This window comes from Pseudohalioglobus sediminis, assembly GCF_008370495.1.
GTDB lineage: Bacteria > Pseudomonadota > Gammaproteobacteria > Pseudomonadales > Halieaceae > Halioglobus.
This window is the reverse complement of sequence record NZ_VTUX01000009.1, coordinates 192,283-215,334: the sequence shown is the minus strand read 5'-3', so window position 1 is coordinate 215,334 and position 23,052 is coordinate 192,283. Positions and strand designations below refer to the sequence as shown.

At 62.6% G+C, this 23,052-nt stretch carries 21 protein-coding genes; 15 read left to right on the top strand and 6 right to left on the bottom strand.

The features are described from left to right. Positions 1-132 precede the first annotated feature (132 nt). Complete coding sequence (locus F0M18_RS17445) at positions 133-933, top strand: ParA family protein (RefSeq protein WP_149612749.1); 801 nt, start codon at positions 133-135, stop codon at positions 931-933. A 189-nt stretch (positions 934-1,122) separates the two neighbouring features. Beyond that, positions 1,123-1,752 (top strand): phosphoadenylyl-sulfate reductase, encoded by a 630-nt coding sequence (locus F0M18_RS17440; protein ID WP_262500986.1) that lies wholly within the window; start codon positions 1,123-1,125, stop codon positions 1,750-1,752. A gap of 19 nt (positions 1,753-1,771) precedes the next feature. Here the strand turns inward: F0M18_RS17440 and F0M18_RS20145 are convergent, their stop codons facing one another. Next, positions 1,772-1,903: a hypothetical protein gene (locus F0M18_RS20145; protein ID WP_262500985.1), complete on the bottom strand. Its 132-nt coding sequence runs from the start codon at positions 1,901-1,903 to the stop codon at positions 1,772-1,774. Between the two features lie 127 nt (positions 1,904-2,030). Here F0M18_RS20145 and F0M18_RS17435 point away from each other — a divergent pair, with 127 nt between their 5' ends. Next, positions 2,031-3,212, top strand: coding sequence for a transglutaminase-like domain-containing protein (locus F0M18_RS17435; protein ID WP_149612748.1), 1,182 nt, complete (start codon positions 2,031-2,033; stop codon positions 3,210-3,212). Positions 3,213-3,219: 7 nt separating this feature from the next. On the opposite strand, the gene F0M18_RS17430 is transcribed toward F0M18_RS17435, so the two are convergent. Continuing rightward, positions 3,220-3,606 (bottom strand): PPOX class F420-dependent oxidoreductase, encoded by a 387-nt coding sequence (locus F0M18_RS17430; RefSeq protein WP_188109787.1) that lies wholly within the window; start codon positions 3,604-3,606, stop codon positions 3,220-3,222. Between the two features lie 101 nt (positions 3,607-3,707). On the opposite strand from F0M18_RS17430, the gene F0M18_RS17425 reads away from it, so the two are divergent. The 4 genes from F0M18_RS17425 to F0M18_RS17410 all read left to right on the top strand — a co-directional run bounded on the left by F0M18_RS17425 (position 3,708) and on the right by F0M18_RS17410 (position 7,543). Then, positions 3,708-4,658, top strand: a complete 951-nt coding sequence (locus tag F0M18_RS17425; protein ID WP_149612746.1) for an SDR family NAD(P)-dependent oxidoreductase — start codon at positions 3,708-3,710, stop codon at positions 4,656-4,658. Between the two features lie 4 nt (positions 4,659-4,662). Next, positions 4,663-5,214 (top strand): lipid-binding SYLF domain-containing protein, encoded by a 552-nt coding sequence (locus tag F0M18_RS17420; protein ID WP_149612745.1) that lies wholly within the window; start codon positions 4,663-4,665, stop codon positions 5,212-5,214. A 323-nt stretch (positions 5,215-5,537) separates the two neighbouring features. Then, the gene (asnS, locus tag F0M18_RS17415) at positions 5,538-6,935 is read left to right on the top strand and encodes an asparagine--tRNA ligase (RefSeq protein ID WP_149612744.1); all 1,398 of its coding nucleotides are present in this window, start codon (positions 5,538-5,540) and stop codon (positions 6,933-6,935) included. Between the two features lie 281 nt (positions 6,936-7,216). Then, on the top strand, positions 7,217-7,543 hold the full coding sequence (locus F0M18_RS17410) for a hypothetical protein (protein WP_149612743.1): 327 nt from the start codon (positions 7,217-7,219) through the stop codon (positions 7,541-7,543). Positions 7,544-7,551: 8 nt separating this feature from the next. On the opposite strand, the gene F0M18_RS17405 is transcribed toward F0M18_RS17410, so the two are convergent. Further along, positions 7,552-9,540 (bottom strand): ribonuclease R family protein, encoded by a 1,989-nt coding sequence (locus F0M18_RS17405; RefSeq protein WP_149612742.1) that lies wholly within the window; start codon positions 9,538-9,540, stop codon positions 7,552-7,554. 517 nt (positions 9,541-10,057) lie between these two features. Here F0M18_RS17405 and F0M18_RS17400 point away from each other — a divergent pair. Further along, positions 10,058-11,500, top strand: coding sequence for a PhoH family protein (locus tag F0M18_RS17400; RefSeq protein WP_149612741.1), 1,443 nt, complete (start codon positions 10,058-10,060; stop codon positions 11,498-11,500). Positions 11,501-11,581: 81 nt separating this feature from the next. Here the strand turns inward: F0M18_RS17400 and F0M18_RS17395 are convergent, their stop codons facing one another. Next, entirely contained in the window at positions 11,582-12,652 is a 1,071-nt protein-coding gene (locus F0M18_RS17395; protein WP_149612740.1) for a hypothetical protein, read from the bottom strand. 48 nt (positions 12,653-12,700) lie between these two features. On the opposite strand from F0M18_RS17395, the gene asd reads away from it, so the two are divergent. Next, on the top strand, positions 12,701-13,570 hold the full coding sequence (gene asd, locus F0M18_RS17390) for an archaetidylserine decarboxylase (protein ID WP_149612739.1): 870 nt from the start codon (positions 12,701-12,703) through the stop codon (positions 13,568-13,570). A 236-nt stretch (positions 13,571-13,806) separates the two neighbouring features. After that, positions 13,807-14,265 carry an REP-associated tyrosine transposase gene (locus tag F0M18_RS17385; RefSeq protein ID WP_149612738.1) on the top strand — a complete coding sequence of 153 codons (459 nt, stop codon included), beginning with the start codon at positions 13,807-13,809 and terminating at the stop codon, positions 14,263-14,265. Between the two features lie 363 nt (positions 14,266-14,628). Here F0M18_RS17385 and rsgA read toward each other — a convergent pair whose 3' ends face one another. Then, positions 14,629-15,645, bottom strand: coding sequence for a small ribosomal subunit biogenesis GTPase RsgA (rsgA, locus tag F0M18_RS17380; RefSeq protein ID WP_149612737.1), 1,017 nt, complete (start codon positions 15,643-15,645; stop codon positions 14,629-14,631). An 83-nt stretch (positions 15,646-15,728) separates the two neighbouring features. Here rsgA and orn point away from each other — a divergent pair, with 83 nt between their 5' ends. Beyond that, the gene (orn, locus tag F0M18_RS17375) at positions 15,729-16,292 is read left to right on the top strand and encodes an oligoribonuclease (RefSeq protein WP_149612736.1); all 564 of its coding nucleotides are present in this window, start codon (positions 15,729-15,731) and stop codon (positions 16,290-16,292) included. A gap of 121 nt (positions 16,293-16,413) precedes the next feature. On the opposite strand, the gene queG is transcribed toward orn, so the two are convergent. Next, the gene (gene queG, locus F0M18_RS17370) at positions 16,414-17,490 is read right to left on the bottom strand and encodes a tRNA epoxyqueuosine(34) reductase QueG (RefSeq protein ID WP_149612735.1); all 1,077 of its coding nucleotides are present in this window, start codon (positions 17,488-17,490) and stop codon (positions 16,414-16,416) included. A gap of 35 nt (positions 17,491-17,525) precedes the next feature. Here queG and F0M18_RS17365 point away from each other — a divergent pair, with 35 nt between their 5' ends. The 4 genes from F0M18_RS17365 to mutL all read left to right on the top strand — a co-directional run bounded on the left by F0M18_RS17365 (position 17,526) and on the right by mutL (position 23,048). Further along, positions 17,526-19,004 (top strand): NAD(P)H-hydrate dehydratase, encoded by a 1,479-nt coding sequence (locus F0M18_RS17365; RefSeq protein ID WP_149612734.1) that lies wholly within the window; start codon positions 17,526-17,528, stop codon positions 19,002-19,004. Then, positions 19,001-19,474 (top strand): tRNA (adenosine(37)-N6)-threonylcarbamoyltransferase complex ATPase subunit type 1 TsaE, encoded by a 474-nt coding sequence (gene tsaE / locus F0M18_RS17360; RefSeq protein ID WP_149612733.1) that lies wholly within the window; start codon positions 19,001-19,003, stop codon positions 19,472-19,474. Before F0M18_RS17365 ends, tsaE begins: the two co-directional genes overlap by 4 nt. 44 nt (positions 19,475-19,518) lie before the next feature. Continuing rightward, a complete protein-coding gene (locus tag F0M18_RS17355) occupies positions 19,519-20,823 on the top strand; it encodes an N-acetylmuramoyl-L-alanine amidase (protein ID WP_149612732.1) in 1,305 nt (434 codons plus the stop codon). A gap of 332 nt (positions 20,824-21,155) precedes the next feature. Beyond that, positions 21,156-23,048: a DNA mismatch repair endonuclease MutL gene (mutL, locus tag F0M18_RS17350; RefSeq protein ID WP_149612731.1), complete on the top strand. Its 1,893-nt coding sequence runs from the start codon at positions 21,156-21,158 to the stop codon at positions 23,046-23,048. Positions 23,049-23,052: the final 4 nt, after the last annotated feature.

The window sequence follows — 23,052 nt, the reverse complement described above, 5'->3', positions numbered from 1 at the left end:
TAATCGGCGATGGAGCACTAAAAAACCCGCTCTGGCGGCCAGAAAAAACGCCGCCACGCTTACATTGAAAACCGCGATTGATTACACTCTGGATTCTTCCTGTTCACCACCAGTCAGCGCGGTAACACCAGCATGAAACGTGTCGTATTCAATCAGAAAGGCGGGGTCGGCAAGACCAGCATCACCTGTAACCTGGCTGCCATCGGTGCCGCCATGGGCTATCGCACCCTGGTCATAGACCTCGATGTGCAGGGCAATACCACTCACTACCTGGTCGGCGAGATCGATGCCGAGGCTTTTCCCGCCGAGGCGCAGGGTGTGGCGGGTTTGTTCAAGCAGACTGTCGGTTCGCGGCGCATGCAGAAGAACCCGGATTCCTTTGTCTGGGAAACGCCCTACGAGAACCTGTACCTGATGCCGTCCAGCCCGGTGTTGTCAGACATGGAAAAAGAGCTGGAATCGCGCTACAAGATCTACAAGTTGCGCGACGCCCTGCAAAAGCTGGATGGCGAGTACGATCGTATCTACATTGATACCCCGCCCAATTTCAATTTCTATTCCAAGTCGGCCCTGATCGCCGCGGACTCAGTACTGGTGCCCTTTGATTGCGACAGTTTTGCACGCCAGAGCCTGTATTCGCTGATGGACAACCTGGCGGAACTGCAGGAAGACCACAATCCCGACCTCGAAGTGGAAGGCATTGTCATCAACCAGTTCAATTCCCAGGCGCGCCTGCCGGGGGAACTGGTGGCCGAGCTGGAGGAGGAGGGGTATCCAATTTTCGATACCTATCTCAATACCTCGGTAAAGATGAAAGAGTCGCACCGGGAACATCGCCCGCTCATAGACCTTGCGCCCAGTCACAAGCTTACCGGCCAGTTTCTGGACCTGCACACAGAACTGGAAAAGACCGCAGCGAGAGTTGCGGCCTAGGTTGGCCGTAGCCCCGCACTGGCCGCCATTGTAGTGGCCGGTGGCGGTCACCGGGGTGACTATCGCCGCCGTTGAGGGGCCCTGGCCGGCGTACCCGGGGTAATAACCATATAAACTTTGGTTATTTGTATCTGTGGTTTTGATTCTTTAAAGTTCGACCTTCCCGAAACTCTGCTGGAAACTACTGCCTTGCTGGATCTCGACCTGGACAGCGTTAACGCCTCTTTGCGCAATGCCAGCGCCAGCGACATCGTGCGCTGGGCACTATCCCTGCAGGCCCGAACCATCGCCACCACCAGCATGGGCAAGAATGCCGCGGTGATGTTGCACCTGGTCAGCGAGGTGGACAAAAGCGTGCCGACAATCTGGGTTGATACCGGGTATAACCTGCGCGACACCTATGTGGTGGCGGAGCGCCTGATCCGTGACCTGGAGCTGAACATACACGTCTATTCACCACAGATGACGTCGGAACGGCGCAACGCCATCATGGGTGGCGTGCCCACGGTGGACGAGGAAGAGCGCCACCAGGAATTCACCCGCCAGGTTAAGCTGGAGCCCTTCGCCCGTGCCCTCGAGGAATTCAGCCCGGATATCTGGTTGACCGGCATACGCCGCGAGGAGACAGAGCACCGCAAGACGCTGGATATCGTCTCACTGGATAATCGGGGCATTATCAAGGTGGCCCCGATCTTCAACTGGTCAGAAGACGATGTGGAAGCCTATATGGAAGAGCACGAGTTGCCCTCCTGCCGCCACTACTTCGACCCCACCAAGGTTCACGACGGCCGCGAATGCGGCCTGCACACGGCGGCCTGATACCTCAGCCGCAGCGCGGTCACCCCATCGCCATGCCCACGGCCAGGGCGAGGATTACGGTGGCCACCAGGAAACCGCCGATCACCGCGGCCAGGCGTCTCATGGTACGAGTGTCTTCCAGGGTATCCTGTTCGAGTATATGTTGCGTCATGTCCATGCTCCATTTTTAGAGTTAGTCGGATACACGTCTCACCAGTATAGGCTGCGCCCGGCCGGCGCGCTGTGCATTGACCTCGATCAAACTCCGCTATACTGGTGTGGGAGGTGAGGTAACCGTGGTGACGCAGAGGGTTGCAGTGTGGGTGCGCGCGGGGCGCTGTTTCCTGCTGGCCTGCAGCGTATTGCTCTCCGCCTGCGTGACCGGCGGTGTCGGTGGTGCCAAGCTCGCGCAGATGCCACCGTTGCAACTGCAGGACCGGCGGGTCGAGATCAGCGAGGTGGCCGCACTGGCGCCGACGCCGGAGCTGTTGCACACCGACGACGCCATGCTCGATTTTGTGGCCCGCTATACCGGCGATATCGGCTCCGAACGCCAGCGCCTGCTCAGCCTGCACCGGGCCATCAGGGGGCGGGCGACACTGGGTATCGACTATGATCCCGCGGCGCAGGGGACCGCCAGCGAAGCCTTTCATGCGCAAACCGCCAACTGTCTTTCCTACGCCAACCTGTTCATCGCCCTTGCTCGCGAGGCCGGCCTTGATGCCCGTTACCAGTGGCTTGATGTGCGTCCCCAGTGGACGCGCATGGGCGAGCGGGTGGCAGTGCGGCTGCACGTCAACGCGGTGGTGCACCTGAGCGCCAGGGATCGCTTCATGGTAGATCTTGATCCGCTGCCGTCACGGGACATTACCGATGCCAGGGAGATCAGTGACCGGGACGCACAGGCCCTCTATCACAGTAATGTGGCCATGGATGCGCTGGCGGACGAGCAGCTGCAGCAGGCCTGGGCAAATGCCATGCGCGCTCTGCAGTTGAGCCCGGAAATGCCCCACCTCTGGGTCAATCTGGGTGTGGTTTACCGGCGTTCCGCCCAGTACGACGCGGCGGAAACGGCCTATCTGGCGGCCCTGGGCCTGGACTCGCACGAGCGCTCCGCCATGAACAACCTCACGGTGCTGTACGAACTGCAGGGCCGGCACGAAGAGCGTGATTACTGGCAGGCGCGGGTGGAGCGCCACCGCGACGGCAATCCCTACTACCATGCCTGGCTGGGCGACCAGGCCGCTGAGGAGGGCGATTGGCGGGGCGCACTGGGCCATTATCGCCAGGCCCTGTCGCTGGCACCGGAGGACGCGGGCCTGTTATTCAGCGTTGGCCTGATTTACCGGGAACTGGGTGAGCCCAGGGCCGCCCTGCGCTACGTGGGTCGGGCGCGCGAGCAGGCCTCACTGATGTCAGAAAAGCAGAGCTACGAAGCGACCTGGCTGGAGCTGACCCGCCAGCTGGCGGCATCCCGCTAGCCCGGCTTCAGCGCGGCACCACGCGGATGTACGCCCGTTTCTGTTTTTTGCCGGTCAGGGCCGACAGCACATCGGTAAATTTCATTTTCATGCCATATTTTTTGTGCAGCGCGCGCAGTGCGGTGGCCTCGTCTTCCGGGGTGTCCAGCAGGTAGGCATCGGCGTCGAAGGTCTCGCCGGTAACCCTGCCTGTCACCGTGCAGCGGGCAATGCGCGCATCGCTGAAGTTGCGCAGGCGCTTTACCTTGCCGGCGTCTCCTGCCGAGAATACGTAGTAGGCACCGTCCAGTGGTGCGAACCACACCGGTGTGGCCACGAAATCGCCGGATTTCTTCAGGGTGGCGAAGCTCATGTACTCTCCGGCCTCAAATTGCTTGATTTGTTGCGCATTCATGGTTGAAGCTGTTCTCCGGGACACGGGCGCCTGGGCGCCATGATAATTCAAGGGCAAATGCCCCATGACAATAACAGGTTATACCCGGAAGGAGAGCAGCGATGAGCGAATTTGGTTTCCAGTCCACGGCAGAAGATGTCGCCGAGGGCATAGATCTCAGCGGGCGCCGGGCGGTGATCACTGGCGCGTCTTCCGGCCTGGGGGTGGAGACGGCGAGGGTACTGGCCAGCCGCGGTGCCGCCGTGTTGATGGTGGCTCGCGATGCGGCCAAGCTCGAAGCCGCGGTTGCCGAGGTGCGAGAGTCCGTGCCTGCAGCGACCCTCGATACGGCGCTGCTGGACCTGGCCGACCTCGATAGCGTGCGCGCGGGTGCTGCCGATATCCTGCAGAAAGCGCCCGTGATCAACCTGCTGGTAAACAATGCCGGGGTAATGGCCTGCCCGCTCTCGCGCACCGCGCAGGGCTTTGAGATGCAGTTTGGCACCAATCATCTCGGACACTTCCTGCTCACCGGCCTTCTGGCCCCGGCCCTGCTGGCCGGCGCCCCGGCACGGGTGGTGAATCTCAGTTCCGCCGGCCATCGCTTCGCGCCGGTGGATATGGATGACCCAAATTACCAGCAGCGGGAATATGACAAGTGGCAGTCCTACGGCCAGTCCAAGACGGCCAACGCCCTGTTTTCGGTAGGCCTGGACCAGCGTCTGCGGGAACACGGCGTGCGCGCATTTGCGGTCCACCCGGGGATGATCATGACCGAGCTGGGTCGGCATATGGAGGCCTCCGATTTCGAACTGATCGCTCGTGGCCGCAAACCCGAGGAACTGCCGTTCAAATCGGTTGCCCAGGGTTCCGCTACCAGTGTCTGGGCTGCTACCTCGCCAGACCTGGATGGAAAGGGCGGGCTCTACCTGGAGGATTGCCATGTCGCCGAGCCGGCGACAGCCGAGGCGGAGGGCGGCGTGGAGGCCTACGCCCTGGACCCGGGCGAGGCGGACAAACTGTGGCAGCTCTCGGAAGCACTGGTGGGTCAACGTTTTAACTTCAAGGAATAAGCAAATGACCATGGCAACATACCGACAAATACTTGCTCTACTTTGCCTGGCGCTCGCCCTGGTCTCCCAGTCGCTGCGCGCTGACTCCGTTGAGCAGATCAACTCCGGCAGCAGTACCGCGCTCGATGCCCTGCAGTCTCATGTCGAGGGCACTGACAAGCTGATCAATACCGCCGCGGGTGTGCTGGTGTTTCCCGACATCGTCAAACTGGGTTTTGGCGTCGGCGGTGAATACGGTGAAGGCGTGCTGCTGGTGGATGACGAGCCGCAGTCGTATTACGCGACCTCCGGCGCATCCTTCGGGCTGCAACTGGGCGCACAGATCAAGTCCAAGGTCATTGTGTTCCGCACCGACGAGGCGCTGGCGGCGTTCCGCAAAAACCGTGGCTGGGAGGTTGGTGTCGACACCAGCGTGGCGTTGTTCAATGCCGGTGGCGGGGCGACGTTCTCCACGCGGGAATTCGATAAGCCTGTGGTCGCCTTTATTTTCTCCAACGAGGGCCTGATGGCGAACCTGACGTTGGAGGGGTCGAAGATTACGCGTCTGGCCCGGTAGTCGCGGGTGCCGCTGCTTTACACGCCGGCCTGCATCGCATGATCGTGGCCTCCGACTGGGCAGAGCCTCCCTGTAGATAGAGGCCTGTGGGCTCTGTGTTTGCTCCAGAAAACGTGCGAGGCCAGGGATGGCCGAGCCCGAGCTGCCATGGACGGCGCTTTTGCGTTTTTCAGGAGGAAACACAGAGCACGCGGGCCTGTCCCCCTGAAAAGTGGCCATCAGCGGCTGCCGTAATGCCGGTAGAACCAAACAGCGCAGTTCCCGCATGACGCTACAAACTGATTCCGGTATCCTCCGCGGCTTGAACTACAGGAGAACAGTCCATGTCAGCATTCACCACCGTTTTCGCCGCGTTAAAGGGCCATGTCGACACCGGTAGCCAGGTTACCGTGAAGGGCTGGCTGCGCAGTAAACGGGATTCCAAGGCCGGCATTTCTTTCCTGGCGGTGCATGACGGTACCGCGTTCGACGCCATCCAGGCCGTGGTGCCAAACACCCTGGAAAATTACGAGTCAGATGTGCTGAGGCTCTCTACTGGCTGCGCTGTGATCGTCAGCGGCGAACTGGTCGAGTCGCAGGGCAAGGGCCAGAGCGTGGAAATCCAGGCCACTGATGTGCAGGTTGTGGGCTGGGTGGACGATGCCGAGAGTTACCCTATCGCCAAGAAGCGCCACAGCTTTGAGTACCTGCGCACCCAGGCCCACCTGCGGCCGCGTACCAATACTTTTGGCGCCATCACTCGCGTGCGCACCACGCTTGCCAATGCCATTCACAATTACTTCCACGAGAACGGTTTCAACTGGATCAATACCCCCATCATTACCGGCAGCGACTGCGAGGGCGCCGGTGAACTGTTCCGGGTCAGCACCCTCGATATGGCCAATCTGCCGCACACCGAAAGCGGGGCGGTGGATTACAGCCAGGACTTCTTCCACGACGAGGCTTTTCTCACCGTGTCCGGCCAATTGGAGGTGGAGTCGTATTGCCTGGCGATGAGCAAGGTTTACACCTTCGGGCCAACCTTCCGCGCCGAGAACTCGCACACCAGCCGGCACCTTGCAGAATTCTGGATGGTAGAGCCGGAGATCGCCTTCGCTGACCTCAACGACGACGCCGACCTTGCGGAGGACCTGCTCAAGCACGTGTTTACCCGGGTGCTGGACGAGCGCGAGGATGATATGGCTTTTTTCCAGCAGCGCATTGATAACACCGTGATTGATCGCCTGCGCACTGTGATCGACAACAGCTTTGAACGCATGGATTACACCCAGGCCATCGACATTCTCAGGAACAGTGGCAAGCAATTTGAGTTTCCGGTGGAGTGGGGCGTGGACCTGGCCTCGGAGCACGAGCGCTTCCTCTCCGAGGAGCACGTGGGCAGGCCGGTGGTGGTGATGAACTATCCGAAGGACATCAAGGCTTTCTACATGCGCCTCAACGATGACGAAAAGACGGTGGCGGCCATGGATGTGCTCGCGCCCGGCATCGGAGAGATCATCGGTGGGAGCCAGCGCGAGGAGCGTCTCGAGGTGCTGGATGCGCGCATGGACCCGCACCTGCGCGATGAACTGTGGTGGTATCGCGATCTGCGCCGCTACGGAACCGTACCTCACGCCGGTTTCGGCCTCGGCTTTGAGCGCCTGCTGAACTACGTCACCGGTATGGAAAACGTTCGCGATGCGATTCCATTCCCGCGTACGCCGGGCAGCGCGCACTTCTGAACCGGGTTCCCGCGGCCTTTCCAGCGCCGGCGTTATTGGCGCCGGTAGCGCGCCCTGCCAGCCCCAGGCAGCGCCCGGAGGGCGTTTTTCCTGCCCAATTCGGGTAAAAAGCGCCATTTCCGGCGGCAGAATGTGAAATATTGCCTAATATTTAGACAGTTGCCCCGCTGCTGTGGGTCATACTGAGATCGTAACAATGAGAATAGGCGCGCCGGAACAAGGCAAGGTAATGTCGACCCAGGGAGTCGGGCGGCACCGGACGCAGCAAGGTAGGGAAGAAAATGAAACGCGTCAAAGCGAGTATGCACATGGGCCCGGTCAGTGAGATGGCCATCGTCGACACCTTCACCAAGTTGATTTTTGGTGAAGAGAGTCAGTACAGCAACCGGGAACTGCTGATTATCCAGGCCTTTCGGGCGGTGGACAACAACGTGGTTTTTGATTCACACCGCGATATGGGGGCCTATCTGCGGGCTCTCGGCGTCGGCGAAATGATCAAGCTGGTCAGCGCCGTGCAGGCGCAATTGCTGCTGGATATGCCGACAAGCCCTGCCGGCGGTGAGTCCCGCGCGCCCCGTACAAGCATGCTGGATCGCCCGACGCACTAGCGCGCCCGCTATTCCTCGGCTTTCTTGTCTTCCCTGGGCGGTTTCAGCCCGCAGCCCGCCACCAGTTCAAAGCTGGCCTGGTGCTGGTTTTCCCGATCCACACCTGTGAACAACACTTCCACTTCCTGCTCCAGTTGGAAGCGACGGGTGGTGCTGGTCAGGCTGGCAGTCCATTTGTCGTAGCTGAATTTTTCCGGATCCTTGCGCAGGTCGACGAAGCCATCCAGCCCGTTGTCAGTCAGGCGTACATTGAAGCCGCTGCTGTTGACGTGCACTACCGTCGCCTTGAAGGTCTTCTCGGGCTGGCGCTCCACCACGCGAGCGAGGTGCTTGCCAGCAAGCCAGCGCTCGGCCTCCAGCGTGGCCGAGCGCGCCGTGCTGATGCGGCCGGCGAGGTTTTCGAGCAGGGCGGTGTCCACCAGCTTGGCCGGTTGCTCGTGCAGGCTGGCCTTGATTTGCAGGTGCACCAGGAAATCCAGGTACTTGCGCAACGGCGACGTGCAGTTGGTGTAGTACTCCAATGCCATGCCCATGTGTGGCGCCGGCTGGGCGCTGATCTCCGCGCGTGTCAGCAGGCGGTTGACCATGGTGCGCAGGGGCAGCTCGTGTTCGGGCCGGGACAATTCACGGATGACCTTGCGATAGCCATCCACCGTGGACAGGTCCGCAGCGGCCACATCGGCCGCGTGCATCTCCAGGAACTTTTGCGCTTCCTTCTGGCGGTCGCTGCGAAAGCCCGGGTGGGTGATGAAGGGGCCGGAGGCGCTACTCTCGGCGAGGTGGCGCGCGGCACAGCGGTTGGCGGCGATCATGCACTCTTCCACCAGCTTCTGTGACAGCAGTTTCTCGAATGGCTCGATGTGGTCGATTTGCTTGTCGTCGCCCATGATCCAGCGGTATTCCTGGCGATCTTCCATCACCAGGTGATGTTCCTCGCGATGACCGCGCAGGGCCCGGTACACCTGGTAGAGCGCCTCCAGCGGCGAGGCGTGCATCATCAATTCCTGGTTCTGGCCAGTCAGGTACTTGTCTACCGCGTAGTAGGACAGCTTCGCCCGGGAGCGGATGGTGGCTTCGATAAATTCGTATTCCCCCACCTGGCCGCTGTCGTTGATCGCAATCTTGCAGACCAGGGCCGGACGATCCGCGCCCTCGGACAGGGCGCAGGTTTCCTGTGACAGCTCCTCGGGCAACATGGGCAGCACGTCGCCATGGAAGTACACCGAAGTGCCGCGCGCGGCCACATCGCGATACAGGCTGGAGTCCATGGGGATATAGGACGTGGGATCAGCGATGGCCACGAACAGCGTCCAGCCTTCATCGGAAATCTGCGCATAGAGTGCGTCGTCGATATCCTGGGTCTTGGCCGCATCGATGGAGATGAATTCCAGGTCGGTGAGGTCGCGACGATGTTCCTGTTCCAGCGGCCGGCAATCCTGCAGTAGCTGTTCCAGCTCCTTGCGGCTTGCCGTGGCCCACTCGGCAGACAGGTGGTACTTGGCCATGGAATACAGGTTTTCTATGCCCGGTGTGGTTTCATCACCGATCACGCTGAGAATCTTTGCCTGCGGTTTGCCGTCGCGAATGGGGTGGCGCAGCACGGCGGCGCGCACGTAATCACCGTCCTTGACGCCATTGCGCGCATGGGGCGGAATGAACAGCCAGCGCCGCAGTTGCGGCAGGTCCGGCTCCACGAACAGGGCTTTGCCCTTGCGCACGCAGCGACCGGTAAAGTCCCCCAGCGGGCAATCGATCAGTTTCTCGATGTCAGCGATGGTCTTGTTGTCTTTGGTCGGGCGGATGCACACCTGCACCCGGTCCTCGGGGAACACCTTGAGCATCTCGTCGGGGGGAATGAACACTTCCCGCCCGTCGTCGAGCACAGCGAAGCCATAGCGGGCCTGGGTGCCCTTGACCACCGCCTCGGCGCGCTCTTTTTCCGCCTCCATCTGCGTTTTGAGGCCCTTAAGCTGGGCGAGGGAGTCCTGATTGAGCATGGAAGGGGGTTCTTAAGATCAGCAATTCAAGCCGCCTATCGTAGCGGAAAACAGCTGCCCTGTCAGTGCGCGGCGGCGCTTTGCCGCTTCAATTTGCTTAATGCGGTTACAGGCATTGACAGTTTCGGCGCAGGGTGTTGATATTGAAATTCACGCTGTGCGCGATCCGTCAGGAAGCTGAATTTGAAACAGTGCCCGACGCAGGCCGGCCAGTGACACCAGGCCGTCACGCGTCATCCAACCAGCGCTGCTGCGCTGCCACCGGGCCTCACCTGCCCAGAACCGCTACGCGCTGCACTATCGCGGGCGCGAAAGCACCGGCAGCACCACACCACCCGTTTCCATCCAACCCCGGTCGAACACAGAAGTCGGCCCCGATCTCGAGCAAGAAGCCCGCTGGCATCCCCCCTGGGGCCGTGCCGGCCATAATATCGGCAGGTCGCTGCAATGTGACCCTGCCTTGCCCGCCGCAAGATCCCCCACACCCAACCTGCCATTTACCCGAGAGGAATACTCTATGGATTCAGGCTCCGCCCTGCGCGTAGAAAAATCAGCCACCCTGAAACCCGTTGTCAAAAAAACCTATGTACTGGACACCAATGTCCTGCTGCACGACCCCACCGCCGTCACCGCCTTCAAGCAACACCACGTTGTCATTCCCATGACCGTGCTCGAGGAACTCGACCACATCAAGGACCGGCGCGACAAGACCGTCAGCCGCGAGGCGCGAATCGCCATCCAGATGATTGACAAGGTCGTCGATGCCGCCTCGCCGCAAGAGATACAGGAGGGGGTGGAGGTGCCAGGCTCGGGTATCGAGGGCCTGCCTCCCGGCACCCTGGCCATTTTCCCGGACCAGCTGCTCGGTGATAACACCGATGTGCCCTATCTCGACGGCACGCCGGACCAGGCCAATGACAATCGCATTATCAATGTGGCGCTGCGCCTGCAGGCGGAAAACCCCGAGGAGTTCATCTGCCTGGTAACCAAAGACATCAACATGCGCATCAAGGCCAAGGGCTCGGGCCTGGTGCACGTTGAGGACTATCGCCGCGACCGCGTGCTCGACGACATCGACCTGCTGGCCAAGGGCTATGAGCATATTGAGGGTGATTTCTGGTCCGGTATCAGCGAGGTCGATACCCTGCGCGAGGGCGATTGCACCCTGCACCGGCTGCCGCGCAAGTCGGTGCCCAACGCCTACCCCAACCAGTTTCTCTATGACGACCAGGAATTCATGGCCTTCGTCAAGCGCGTGGACAGCGAGTATGTGTACCTGCGTTGTGACAGCCGTGACAACCTGATGCACAGGCGTTTCTGGGGGCTGTCGCCGCGGAACCTGGAGCAGGCCATGGCGATGTCGCTGCTGGACGACGACAACGTGGACATGACCGTGCTCACCGGCCCGGCGGGCTCGGGCAAAACCCTGATGGCGCTGGCCTATGGCTTGCATGCCATTCTCGAGGAAAAAAAGTACTCCAAGCTGATCGTGGCGCGCTCCACGCCGCCCATAGCAGAGGAGATCGGCTTCCTCCCGGGTACGGAGGAAGAGAAGATGGCGCCCTGGCTGGCCGCCTTCGATGACAACCTGGAGATCCTGCACGGCACTGACGAGTCCTGTCACGGCAGTATCGATTACGTGAAGGAGCGCGCCAATATCCAGTTCAAATCGCTCAACTTCATGCGTGGCCGCTCGTTCAACAACGCCTACGTGATCATCGACGAGAGCCAGGGCCTGACCCAGTTCCAGCTCAAGAGCGTGATCAGCCGGGTAGGGGCGGATTCAAAGATCGTGGTGCTGGGAAATCTGGCGCAAATCGACAACAAGTACATCAGCCCGCTCACTTCCGGGCTGACCTACCTGGTGGAGAAGAGCAAGCAATATCCCCATGCCGGGATCATGCACGTCAATGGCATCGTGCGCTCACGGCTGGCGGCATTTGCCGAGGAGAACCTCTAGCCGTACAGCCCTCTCGCGGCAGTGGCCGCTCCTACAAGTCCAGCACCACCCCCGTAGGAGCGGCCACAGCCGCGATAAACCCTATCGCACCCTGCGCAAATCCCGCTGCAGCGCAACTTCCAGTCGCAGCACGATGCTCCAGGCGGGTTCACGGTCGTCTTCCAGCGTGCGGCGGCGGTAGTTGTAGGCCGGCTCGATTTCTGCGAACAGGTAATCGCGGTAAATCTGTCGCCGCCACACCACGCCTAAACGGTAATTCTTCACCAGTGAGTCGGGGCGCGTTTCGCCGTTAATGCTGCCGAAATAGGAGATCGCAATGGGCCGCCTGCTCTCGGGCAACTTGCGTTCGCGCAGGGCCAGGCGGGTGCGCCACTCCACGCCGTTGGTGTCTTCGCCCCAGCGTATCCGGTTGGCCCAGCGCAGAATGCTGTCTGCATCCAGCATATGGTTGATGTCGTAATTGGCGGTGGTAAAGAATTCTTCGTCGTTATCCCATTGCAGGCGCTGGATGAAGCGATAGCTGGTCTCTTCGGTGTAACGGCCTTCATTGCGGTAGCGCACGCCCGGGCGCAGTGAGCCCGAAGAGTAATTCAGCGTCATATCGAAACGCGAGCGACCACCCTCGCGAACCTTGTACTGCAGGCCGATGCGGTCTTCCTCGCGGCGCTCTTCCTCGGTTTCAGGTTCGCCATCTTCGCCGGCAAATACCAGGTTGAGTCGACGGGAAATCTTTGGCAGCTGCACCTTGCCGCGCAGGCGCACATTGAAGTCGTTGCCGTCGTCCTCGTCCCACTCGTTGACGAACTCGAGGCGCAGCAGGGATTCAGCCTGTTCGGCGTCATATTCAGGGTCGCCAAAGAAGGCGTCCAGCCATTCGCTGAGTGCCTGTGCCTGGTTGGTGGCTATGGCGTGGCTGGTATCCACCCAGTTGACCGGCACGTCCTCGGGCTCATCGGCCCAGGGCACTTCCACCAGCTCGTCTTCGGCCTCTTCGATGCGTTCCGCATTGTCCTCAGGCAGCACGGGTTCCCAGCCGAGCACCTCATCTTCCTCTCTGGCGTCGGCGGGCGCGCCGGATGCAGACTGCGCCGACGCGGGCGGCACCATCGTCGTTGCAGCCACCAGCAGGGAAATGGCAAGCCAATTGTTCACGTTAACGCCCTGATTACCTTTGTCTTTATTGACGTTACACTACGCCGCATGGACACATTATTCATCTTTTTTCAGCATCTTGTGCCGCAGCATTTGCTGTCCCGCCTTACCGGCTGGCTGGCAGAGCTCGAGCATCCTGCGGCCTTGAAGAACTGGGTTATCGGGCGGTTCATCAAGCACTTCGACGTGGACATGAGCGAGGCCAGGGAAACTGATCACCGTCGCTACGCCAATTTCAACGCGTTCTTTACCCGCCCCCTGCGCGAGGGCGCACGGCCTATTGCCGAGGCGGATGTGGTCTGCCCGGCGGACGGCGCGGTGAGTCAATTGGGGGATATTGTCGGCGGACGTATCTTCCAGGCCAAGGGCCAGGATTACAGCTGTGTCGAACTGCTGGGCGGCGACCCCGAATGGGCCGAACGCTTCGCGGGTGGAAAATTCGCCACCATCTACCTGTCACCGCGCGATTATCACCGGGTACATATGCCCGTAGCAGGGCGCCTGCTGGGCACCACCTATATCCCGGGCGACCTGTATTCCGTGAATACGGTTACCGCGCAGAATGTTGACCGCCTGTTCGCGCGCAACGAACGCCTGGTGTGTTACTTCGATACCGCGGCGGGGCCGATGGCGCTGATCCTGGTGGGCGCCATGGTGGTCGCCGGCATCGAGACCGTGTGGGGCGGGCAGGTGGCCCCGCCGCCGAGCGCACCCACGCGCCTCGACTACCAGCGTCTTCCCGATGCGGTTGAGTTAGCCAAGGGCGAGGAGATGGGGCGCTTCAAGCTGGGCTCCACCGTTATCCTGCTGTTCCCCGAGGGTGGCGTTGAGTGGGATGAACGCTACCTGGCAGGCGCGCCCACACGCCTCGGCGAAGCGCTGGCGCGGCGACCGAACGCAACCACCGCTATTTCGTAACACCTCCCTCGTAGGAGCGGCTATAGCCGCGATTAATCCCGCGCATGCGAGCGATGTTGCCAGGGCGGAAACCATCCACGCGGCTGTAGCCGCTCCTACAAGATATGCATCACGCCACGTATCCCCGTATGAGCGGCTACAGCCGCGATGAATCCCGAGAATGCGCACAATTGATCGTGGTGCTTCATTGGCCAGGCGCCTAAGCTTGTGGTCTATCCTTTTCATTGTCCAAGGGTATGCCGGGACAGAAACACAATACTCATCGACTCCGACGCGGGCGGGTTTCTCGCCCGGGGCAGATCTATCTCATCACCACGGCGACTTATGGTCGTCAACCCATTTTCAGCGACCTGGTATTGGGGCGTTGCGTGGTGCACAGCCTGCGTGACGCGCATGGGGCTGCGCGCACGCTGGCCTTTGTGGTGATGCCGGATCACCTGCACTGGCTTATGCAGTTGCAGGCCGGGCCTGACCTTTCTGCCGTGATCCGCCATGTGAAGTCGCGATCCTCCCATGCCGTTCAGCAGCGTTTGGGCACGCAGACGCCAGTATGGCAACGGGGCTTCCACGATCACGCCCTGCGCCGGGAGGAACACATCCTCAACTGTGCGCGCTATGTCATCGCCAATCCCCTGCGTGCGGGTCTGGTAGAACGAGTGGGCGACTACCCACTCTGGGATGCGCAGTGGCTCTAAGGTTCGCTGCGGTGGCTTGCTAGAAAACAGGTGGACTTGCTGTTGAGCGGGAAACGATTGTCGCGGCTGTAGCCGCTCCCACAAGATATGTATTACGCCAAACTCCCCCGCAGGAGCGGCCACAGCCGCGATCAATCCCGCGAACGCGTGCGATGTTGCCAGGGCGGAAACCATCCTCGCGGCTGTAGCCGCTCCTACAACATATGTATTACGCCAAACTCCCCCGTAGGAGCGGCCACAGCCGCGATCAATCCCGCGAATGCGTACAATGTTGCCAGGGCGGAAACTATCCTCGCGGCTATAGCCGCTCCTACAAAATATGCATCGCGCCAAACGTCCCCGCAGGAGCGGCCACAGCCGCGATCAGCCCGAGGCCTCGAGCGTGGACACGATGTGGCGGTAGCTGTCCAGACGGGATGCGGTGATCCTGCCCTCTTCGACTGCGTCGAGAATCGCGCAGCCCGGTTCCTGTTCGTGCCGGCAATCGCGGAACTTGCACAGGCCGAGACAGGGGCGGAACTCGCGAAAGCCCTGTTCGACTTCCTGCTTGCTCATATGCCAGAGACCGAATTCCCGGATACCCGGTGAATCGATCAGGCTGCCGCCGCAGTCGAGATGAAACAGCTGCGCCGTGGTGGTGGTATGGGTGCCTTTCTGGCGATTCTCGGATAAGGCGCCCACGCGCAGCGCCGCTTCCGGCAGCAGGGCGTTGACCAGCGATGACTTCCCCACCCCGGACTGGCCAACGAACACGCTGGTACGCTCGCGCAGTGCTTCCTGCAACCCGGCAAGGCCGGCCTCGTTGTTGGCGGTATACAGCACCTTGTAGCCCAACCCGGGGTAGACTGCGGTCAGCGCTGCCATCTGCTCACGCAGGGCGGGATCCTGCGCCAGCAAGTCCTGCTTGTTGATCACGATCACTGGTTCGATGCCGACCACCTCGGCAGCCACCAGGTAGCGGTCTACCAGGTTGGCATGCGGCTCCGGGTAGGGCGCGATCACGACCATGATCTGGTCTATGTTGGCCGCCACTGCTTTCAGTTTACCGTAGGGATCGGGTCGGCACAGCACGCTATTGCGCTCCAGTTGCGCCACCACCACGCCGGTGGGTTCGCCCTCGCACCACACCACGCGATCGCCGGTGACCAGGCCGTCGATGTTGGCGCGGATATGACAGCGCTGGCTGACCCCGGGCGCGGACTCGATCGCCACCTGGGTGCCATAGTGGGCAATCACCAGGCCCTCCTGTTCCGGCCCCAGTTCGCCGCCGCTGAGCGCTTCCTCCGCGGCGGTATCCCGCCGGGCGGCGCGCCGGGCGCGTTCCTCCTGGATCTTTTCCACTCGCCAGGTCTGCTGGCGGCTGAGCTTGCGTTTCGACATGGGTGCATTATTGGGGCAGCCCTCGGGCCTGTCGAGGCAATTTGTTACACTGCGGGCCAAGTCTTGAGTTGAGGTCGATAGCGATGCAGAGCCCCACCAACCTGATCTGGGTGGATATGGAGATGACCGGTCTGGACCCGGAGCAGGATGTGGTGATCGAGATCGCCACCATTGTCACCGACACGGATCTGCAAACCCTGGCGGAGGGGCCGGTGCTGGCCATCCACCAGGGCGACGCCACTTTGAGCGCCATGGATGAGTGGAACACCACGCATCATACCCGCTCCGGGCTGGTGGACCGGGTCCGCGCCAGCGATTACGACGAACAGCGCGCCAGCGCCGAAACCATCGCCTTTCTCGAGCAGTGGGTCCCTGCCGGGGCCTCGCCAATGTGTGGCAACACCATTTGCCAGGATCGTCGTTTCATGGCCAGGCACATGCCTGCGCTGGAGGCGTTTTTCCATTACCGCAACCTGGATGTCAGCACGCTCAAGATTCTCATGCAGCGCTGGCGCCCGGAACTGGAAGCCGGATTTACCAAGACCGGCACCCACCTGGCGCTGGATGACATCCGCGAGTCGATCGCGGAAATGCGCTACTACCGCGAGCATTTCCTGCAGTTGCACCCCGAACCCAAGCACCCATAGCCGCGTGGGAGTGCATCGTGTAGAGGGCTCGCGGCTGTGGCCGCTCCCACGGAGGTGGGCTTGTCGCGTGAACTTGTAGGAGCGGACACAGCCGCGAAAGGCCGCAAGGCCCCTATTGCTATCAGGCCAGCAGCCGATCCAGTGCCCACTGCACGTGTTCGCGTACCAGCTCCGATGGGTAGTCCAGGCGGCTGCGCAGGGCACTGATGGCCGCCGCCGAGGCGGGGCCATTGCCCAGGCCCACGGCCAGGTTGCGCAACCAGCGCTCGAAGCCGATACGGCGAATAGCCGAGCCTTCAGTGCGGGCGAGGAAGGTCGCCTCATCCCACATGAACAGATCCGCCAGCGCGCTGTCATCGAGCCCGTGGCGCGGTTGGAAGTCGGCCTCGTCGCTGGGCTGGGCGAACTTGTTCCACGGGCACACCAGCTGGCAGTCATCACAGCCGAACACGCGGTTGCCCATCAGCGGGCGCAGTTGCGGGTCGATGCTGCCGTGGTGTTCGATGGTGAGGTAGGAAATGCAGCGCCGTGCGTCGAGCTGGAACGGGCCGACAAAGGCGTCAGTGGGGCAGATGTCCAGGCAGGCAGTGCAGGTACCGCAATGCTTGCTCTTTTGCGCCCCGGTGGGCGGCAGTGGCAGGTCGGTATAGATCTCGCCGAGAAAGAACCAGGAACCGGCGTCCTGGTTGATCAGCATGGTGTTCTTGGCGATCCAGCCCAGTCCGGCCTGTTCGGCAATGGCGCGTTCCAGCACCGGCGCGCTGTCGACAAAGGCCCGGTAGCGGCCGCCGCCGGCACGTTCCTCAATGCGCTGTGCCAGCTGCGCCAGGCGCTTGCGCATCAGCTTGTGGTAGTCACGGCCGAGCGTGTAACGCGAGATGTAGGCCTTGTCCTTTGCGGCCAGCACTGCCTCGGCGCGCTCATCCACCCGGTAATTCATGCGCAGTGACAACACGCGGCAGGTTTCCGGCACCAGCTCCGCCGGCCGCGCGCGCTTGCTGCCGTGGCGCGCCATGTAATCCATGCTGCCGTGGTAGCCTGCGTCCAGCCAGCGCTGCAGGTAGTCCTCGTGCACACCCAGGTCCACGTCGGTCACGCCCACCTGCTGGAAACCAAGCTCGCCTGCCCAGCGCTCGACATCACGCCACAGTGCCTGTCGTTCCAGCAGCGGAATTTGAGGGTCATCTTGTGATGACATCGGCGTATAATTCCCGTTGTGACGGAGAGGATAAAATGGATTTAACCAGATTCGAAACATTGTACACCGCAGAGCAGACCCGCGCGCTGGATCGCTGCGCCATCGACACCCACAAGGTGCCGGGCATTACCCTGATGTCACGCGCCGCGCGCGCGGCTTTCGATTGCCTGATAAGTACCTGGCCGCAACCGGAGTGCGTGCAGGTACTTTGCGGTACCGGCAATAACGGCGGCGACGGTTTCCTGGTTGCCGACATGGCCCACAAGCGCGGCATCCGCACCACGGTGCTGCAGGTGGGTGATGCGGAAAAAATTACCGGCGACGCCCTGCTGGCCCGGCAACAGGCGCTGGCCAACGGTGTTGAGATCCTGCCCTTTGCAGAGGGCGCCGTGCTGCCCATCGGGGTGGTGGTGGATGCCCTGCTCGGCACCGGGCTGGGGGGCGATGTGCGCGGCGAGTACGCTACCGCCATCGCTGAGATCAATGCCGCCGGCACCGCCGTGCTGGCGATGGATATCCCCTCCGGCCTGTGCGCCGACACCGGCCGCGTGCTCGGGCACGCAGTGCGCGCCGACCTCACGGTGACCTTTATCGGCCTCAAGCGCGGATTGTTCACCCTCCAGGCCATGGACTACACCGGGGAACTGCAGTTTGCCGACCTGATGGTGCCGGCGCAGATCTACCGGCAGGTCCCGGCCGACTGCCATCGACTGGAACTGGAGGCCCTGCTCGATGACCTGGTCCCGCGCCCGGCCACCGCGCACAAGGGCCTGTATGGCACGGTGCTGGTAGTCGGTGGCGACTACGGCATGGCCGGGGCAGCGGCGCTGGCGGCAGAAGCGGCGTTGCGCTGCGGTGCTGGCCTGGTGCGCGTGGCAACGCGACCCGAGCATGTGGCCGCGCTGGTAGCGCGCACCCCGGAAGTGATGCCCCGCGGGGTCGAGTCGGGCGAGGAGCTACAGCCTTTGCTCGAGGCGGCCGACGTGCTGGTAGTCGGCCCCGGGCTCGGGCAATCACCCTGGGCGCAATACCTGTTGCAGGCAGCCGTGGCTAGCGGCAAGCCCATGGTGCTCGACGCGGACGGGCTCAACCTGCTGGCGGCGCAGGCGGTACAGCCGCGGCCGGGGATGATTCTCACCCCGCACCCGGGCGAGGCAGCACGCCTGCTCGGCATCAGCACGGCTGCGGTACAGGCGGATCGCTTCGCTGCCGCGCGCGCCCTGCAGGACAAGTTCGGCGCCGTGGTGGTGCTCAAGGGCAACGGCTCACTGGTCGCCGGCGACGACGCGCTGCTGCTCAGCGATTACGGCAACCCGGGCATGGCCAGCGGCGGTATGGGTGACGTGCTCAGCGGGGTGATTGGTTCACTGCTGGCACAGGGCATGGCCCCGCTGCAGTCTGCGGCGCTGGGTGTATGCCTGCATGGTGCCGCCGCTGATATTGCCGCCGAGGAGGGGCAGCGCGGCCTCGCCGCCAGCGACTTGGCCCCGGTATTGCGGGAGTTACTGGGATGAACGACGCGGAAATGGTGCTGGAGGCAGACGGCGAGGAGGCGATGGTGGCCTGCGGCGCGCGCCTGGCCGCGGCGCTGCAACCGGGCCTGGTGCTATACCTGCAGGGCGATCTGGGCATGGGCAAAACCACCCTGAGCCGCGGCATTGTGCAGGCCCTGGGTCATCGCGGCGCGGTAAAAAGCCCGACCTATACACTGGTAGAGCCCTACGAACTCGGGGAACTAAACCTGTACCATTTTGATCTATATCGACTGGGCGATGCCGAGGAACTGGAGTTCATGGGTATTCGCGATTACTTCACCACAGATTCCATCTGCCTGGTGGAGTGGCCGGCGCGGGGAGAAGGTGTTTTGCCCCCGGCGGATTTAGTGATTAACATAGAGCGCAAAGGATCGGGGCGATCGCTGCAACTTAAGGCCAATACCGCGGAGGGGTTCGCGGTGATCAAGTGCCTGCAGTTGCGCACCTGAGCCAGGGGCGTCATAACAAAAAAGCGTACTAACGCGGGAGTGACATGGGCAGGGCGTGGATCGGGGCGATCCTGGGTTTGCTGACGGCCGTCACCGTGCAGGCGGCGGAAGTGCATGACGTGCGCCTGTGGCGTGCGCCGGATCACACACGCGTGGTATTCGACCTCACCGGTCCGGTGGATCACAAGCTGTTCATGCTCAACAACCCGGACCGCATCGTGCTCGATGTGGAGAACACCCGCCTGAAATCCAACCTGTCCGATCTGCCGCTGGCAGACACGCCGATCCGCCAGGTGCGCTCCGCAGTGCGCGAGGGCAATGACCTGCGTATCGTGCTCGACGTCAGCGCCGCCGTGGACCCGCGCAGTTTCACTCTCAAGGCCAACGAGAAAACCGGCGATCGCCTGGTGCTGGATCTCTACGACCAGCAGGCGGCGAGCGCCCAGCCGGCGGTCAGGAAAACCGCCAGCCAGAACAGCAAGCGCGATATCGTTATCGCCATCGACGCCGGGCACGGTGGCGAGGACCCCGGGGCCCTGGGCCCCGGCAAAAGCCGGGAAAAAGACGTGGTGATGGCCATCGCCCGCGATGTCTATGCCCTGTTCAAGGCCGACACCGGTTTTTCCCCCACGCTGATCCGCACCGGCGATTATTACATCAGCCTGAAGGGCCGCCGCGACCTGGCCCGCAAACGCCAGGCGGACCTGTTTGTTTCCATCCACGCGGATGCCTTCAAGCGCCGGGAGGCGAATGGCGCCTCCGTTTACGCGCTGTCCACCAGCGGCGCCACCAGTACCGCCGCCCGCTACCTGGCCCAGCGCGAGAACGCCGCGGACCTGGTCGGCGGGGTGCGCCTGTCGGACAAGGACGACGTGCTCGCCGGTGTGCTCGCAGACCTGTCCATGACCTCCACCCTGGACGCCAGCCTGCAGGTCGGTGCGGAGGTGCTGCGCAACATGAACAACGTCACCCGCTTGCACAAGCGCAACGTCGAGCAGGCCGGGTTTGCGGTGCTGAAGTCACCGGATATTCCCTCGATACTTGTCGAAACCGGGTTTATCTCCAACCCCACCGAGGCCAGGAAACTCTCCACGCGCAGCCACCAGCAACGGGTCGCGCGCGCCATCCACGCCGGCATCAAGAACTACCTGATGGCCCACCCGCCCTCAGGCACACTGGTGGCCTGGCGCAAGTCCCAGGGCGGCACCGAGTACACCATCGCCAGCGGCGACACACTGTCGGGTATCGCCCAGCGCTTTAATGTGTCGCTGTCGGTACTCAAGAGCACCAATAACCTGAGCAGCTCCACTATCCGCGTGGGCCAGAAACTGACCATCCCGGCAACCTGATCGCGGCTGTAGCCGCTCCAACAGGTGTGGGCTCAGCAACCAACCCGTAGGAGCGGCCACAGCCGCGAAAGAGTTGTGTAAGCAACGCAGTGCCGGGTAAACAGGCATAGCAATCGCGGCTGCAGCCGCTCCAACAGGTGCGGGCTCAGCAACCAACCCGTAGGAGCGGCCGCAGCCGCGATAAACCCCGCACCACACCCGGCACCCTGCTCATAGCCTCACCCCGGTGGCCGGCCCCTGCGGAATCCAGTAACATCGCCGGTCTAATCCACGCTGGACTTGCGCCCTCGCAGGCACAGCCAGCCCTCAGCGCGAGCCGTTACTGAAACCTGATGTCCAGGATCCACCGCCTCTCCACCCGCCTTGCCAACCAGATCGCCGCCGGTGAGGTGGTGGAGCGTCCGGCCTCGGTGGTCAAGGAAGTGCTGGAAAACAGCCTGGACGCGGGTGCTACCCGCATTGATATCGACGTTGAGTCCGGTGGCGTCAAGCTGATCCGCATTCGCGATAACGGCGGTGGTATCGAGCCGGATGACCTGCCCCTGGCCATGGCGCGCCACGCCACCAGCAAAATCCACTCGCTGGAAGACCTGGAAGCAGTAGGCAGCCTGGGCTTTCGCGGCGAGGCGCTGGCCAGTATCGGCTCGGTATCGCGGCTCACCCTGACCAGCAACGCCGCGGAAACAGGCAGCGAGGGCAACTCCGCCGCCTGTGAGGGCCGCGAAATGGAGGTGCTGGTGAAACCGGCGCCGCATCCGCGGGGCACCACGGTGGAAGTGCGCGACCTGTTCTTCAATACCCCGGCCCGGCGCAAGTTCCTGCGCACCGAGAAAACCGAGTTCAACCACCTGGAAGAAGTGGTCAAGCGCCTGGCCCTGTCGCGCTTTGATGTGGCCTTCAGCCTGCGCCACAACGGTCGCACCATTCACCAGCTCAAGGCCGGTACCGGCCAGGTCGAGCAGCAGCGTCGCGTGGCCACGGTGTGTGGCCCTGCGTTCATGGAACAGGCGATCTATATCGAGAATGAGCGCGGCAGCGAGGCGGCTTACGGGCTGCGCCTGTGGGGCTGGGTGGGCCTGCCCACGTTCTCGCGCAGCCAGGCGGATCTGCAGTATTTCTTCGTCAACGGCCGGGTGATTCGCGACAAGCTGATCGCCCACGCGGTCAAGCAGGCCTATCGCGACGTGCTCTATCACGGCCGCCACCCGGCTTTTGTGCTCTATCTTGAAGTCGACCCGGCGCAGGTGGATGTGAACGTGCATCCCACCAAGCACGAGGTGCGCTTTCGCGACGGGCGCAGCGTGCACAACTTTATTTTCTCTACCCTGCACCGGGCCCTGGCGGAAGTGCGCCCCGGCGCATCCGCGGCGAACAACCTGCCCGCAGGCGCGGTGGCCGCCGAGGATGGCATGGCCATCGACACCCGGACCGGCGAGATCACCACGCAGGCGTCGCTGGCATGGCGCGGCGACGCCGTGGCGGAGCCGGGCAGCCCGCAAGCCGGCTTCGCCTCCTTCGGCACCGGGCGCGGGCAGCCACATCCGGGTTCGCGGCCCCTGCAGGGTGGCGCGGCCCTGGCCCAGGTGTCTTCTTACCAGCAGGTACATCCATCGCTGCCGGAGCAGTCCGGGGAGGAGGATATCCCGCCCCTCGGTTATGCGCTGGCCCAGCTCAAGGGCATTTATATTCTCGCTGAAAATGCCGCCGGCCTGGTGCTGGTGGACATGCACGCGGCCCACGAACGCATTACCTACGAGGGCCTGAAAGCGGCCCGCGACCAGCAGGGCATCCGCAGCCAGCCGCTGCTGGTGCCGCAGTCGGTGGCGGTGAGCCAGCGCGAGGTGCAGGTGGCGGGGGAGCACGCGGCACTGTTCCAGCGCCTGGGTATGACCGTGGACGTGGCCGGCGAGGAATCGCTGGTGATTCGTGAAATCCCGGTATTGCTGCGCGATTCCAATGTCGAGCAGCTGCTGCGCGACGTGCTGGCCGACCTGATCGAATTCGGCAGTTCCGAGCGCATCGAGGCGCACCTGGACGAAATTCTCTCCACCATGGCCTGCCACGGCAGCGTGCGCGCCAACCGCCGGCTCACGGTGCCGGAGATGAACGCACTGCTGCGCGATATGGAGGCAACCGAGCGTTCCGGGCAGTGCAACCACGGCCGCCCCACCTGGACGCAGCTGGGTCTGGAGGAGTTGGACAAACTGTTCCTGCGCGGGCGCTGACGCC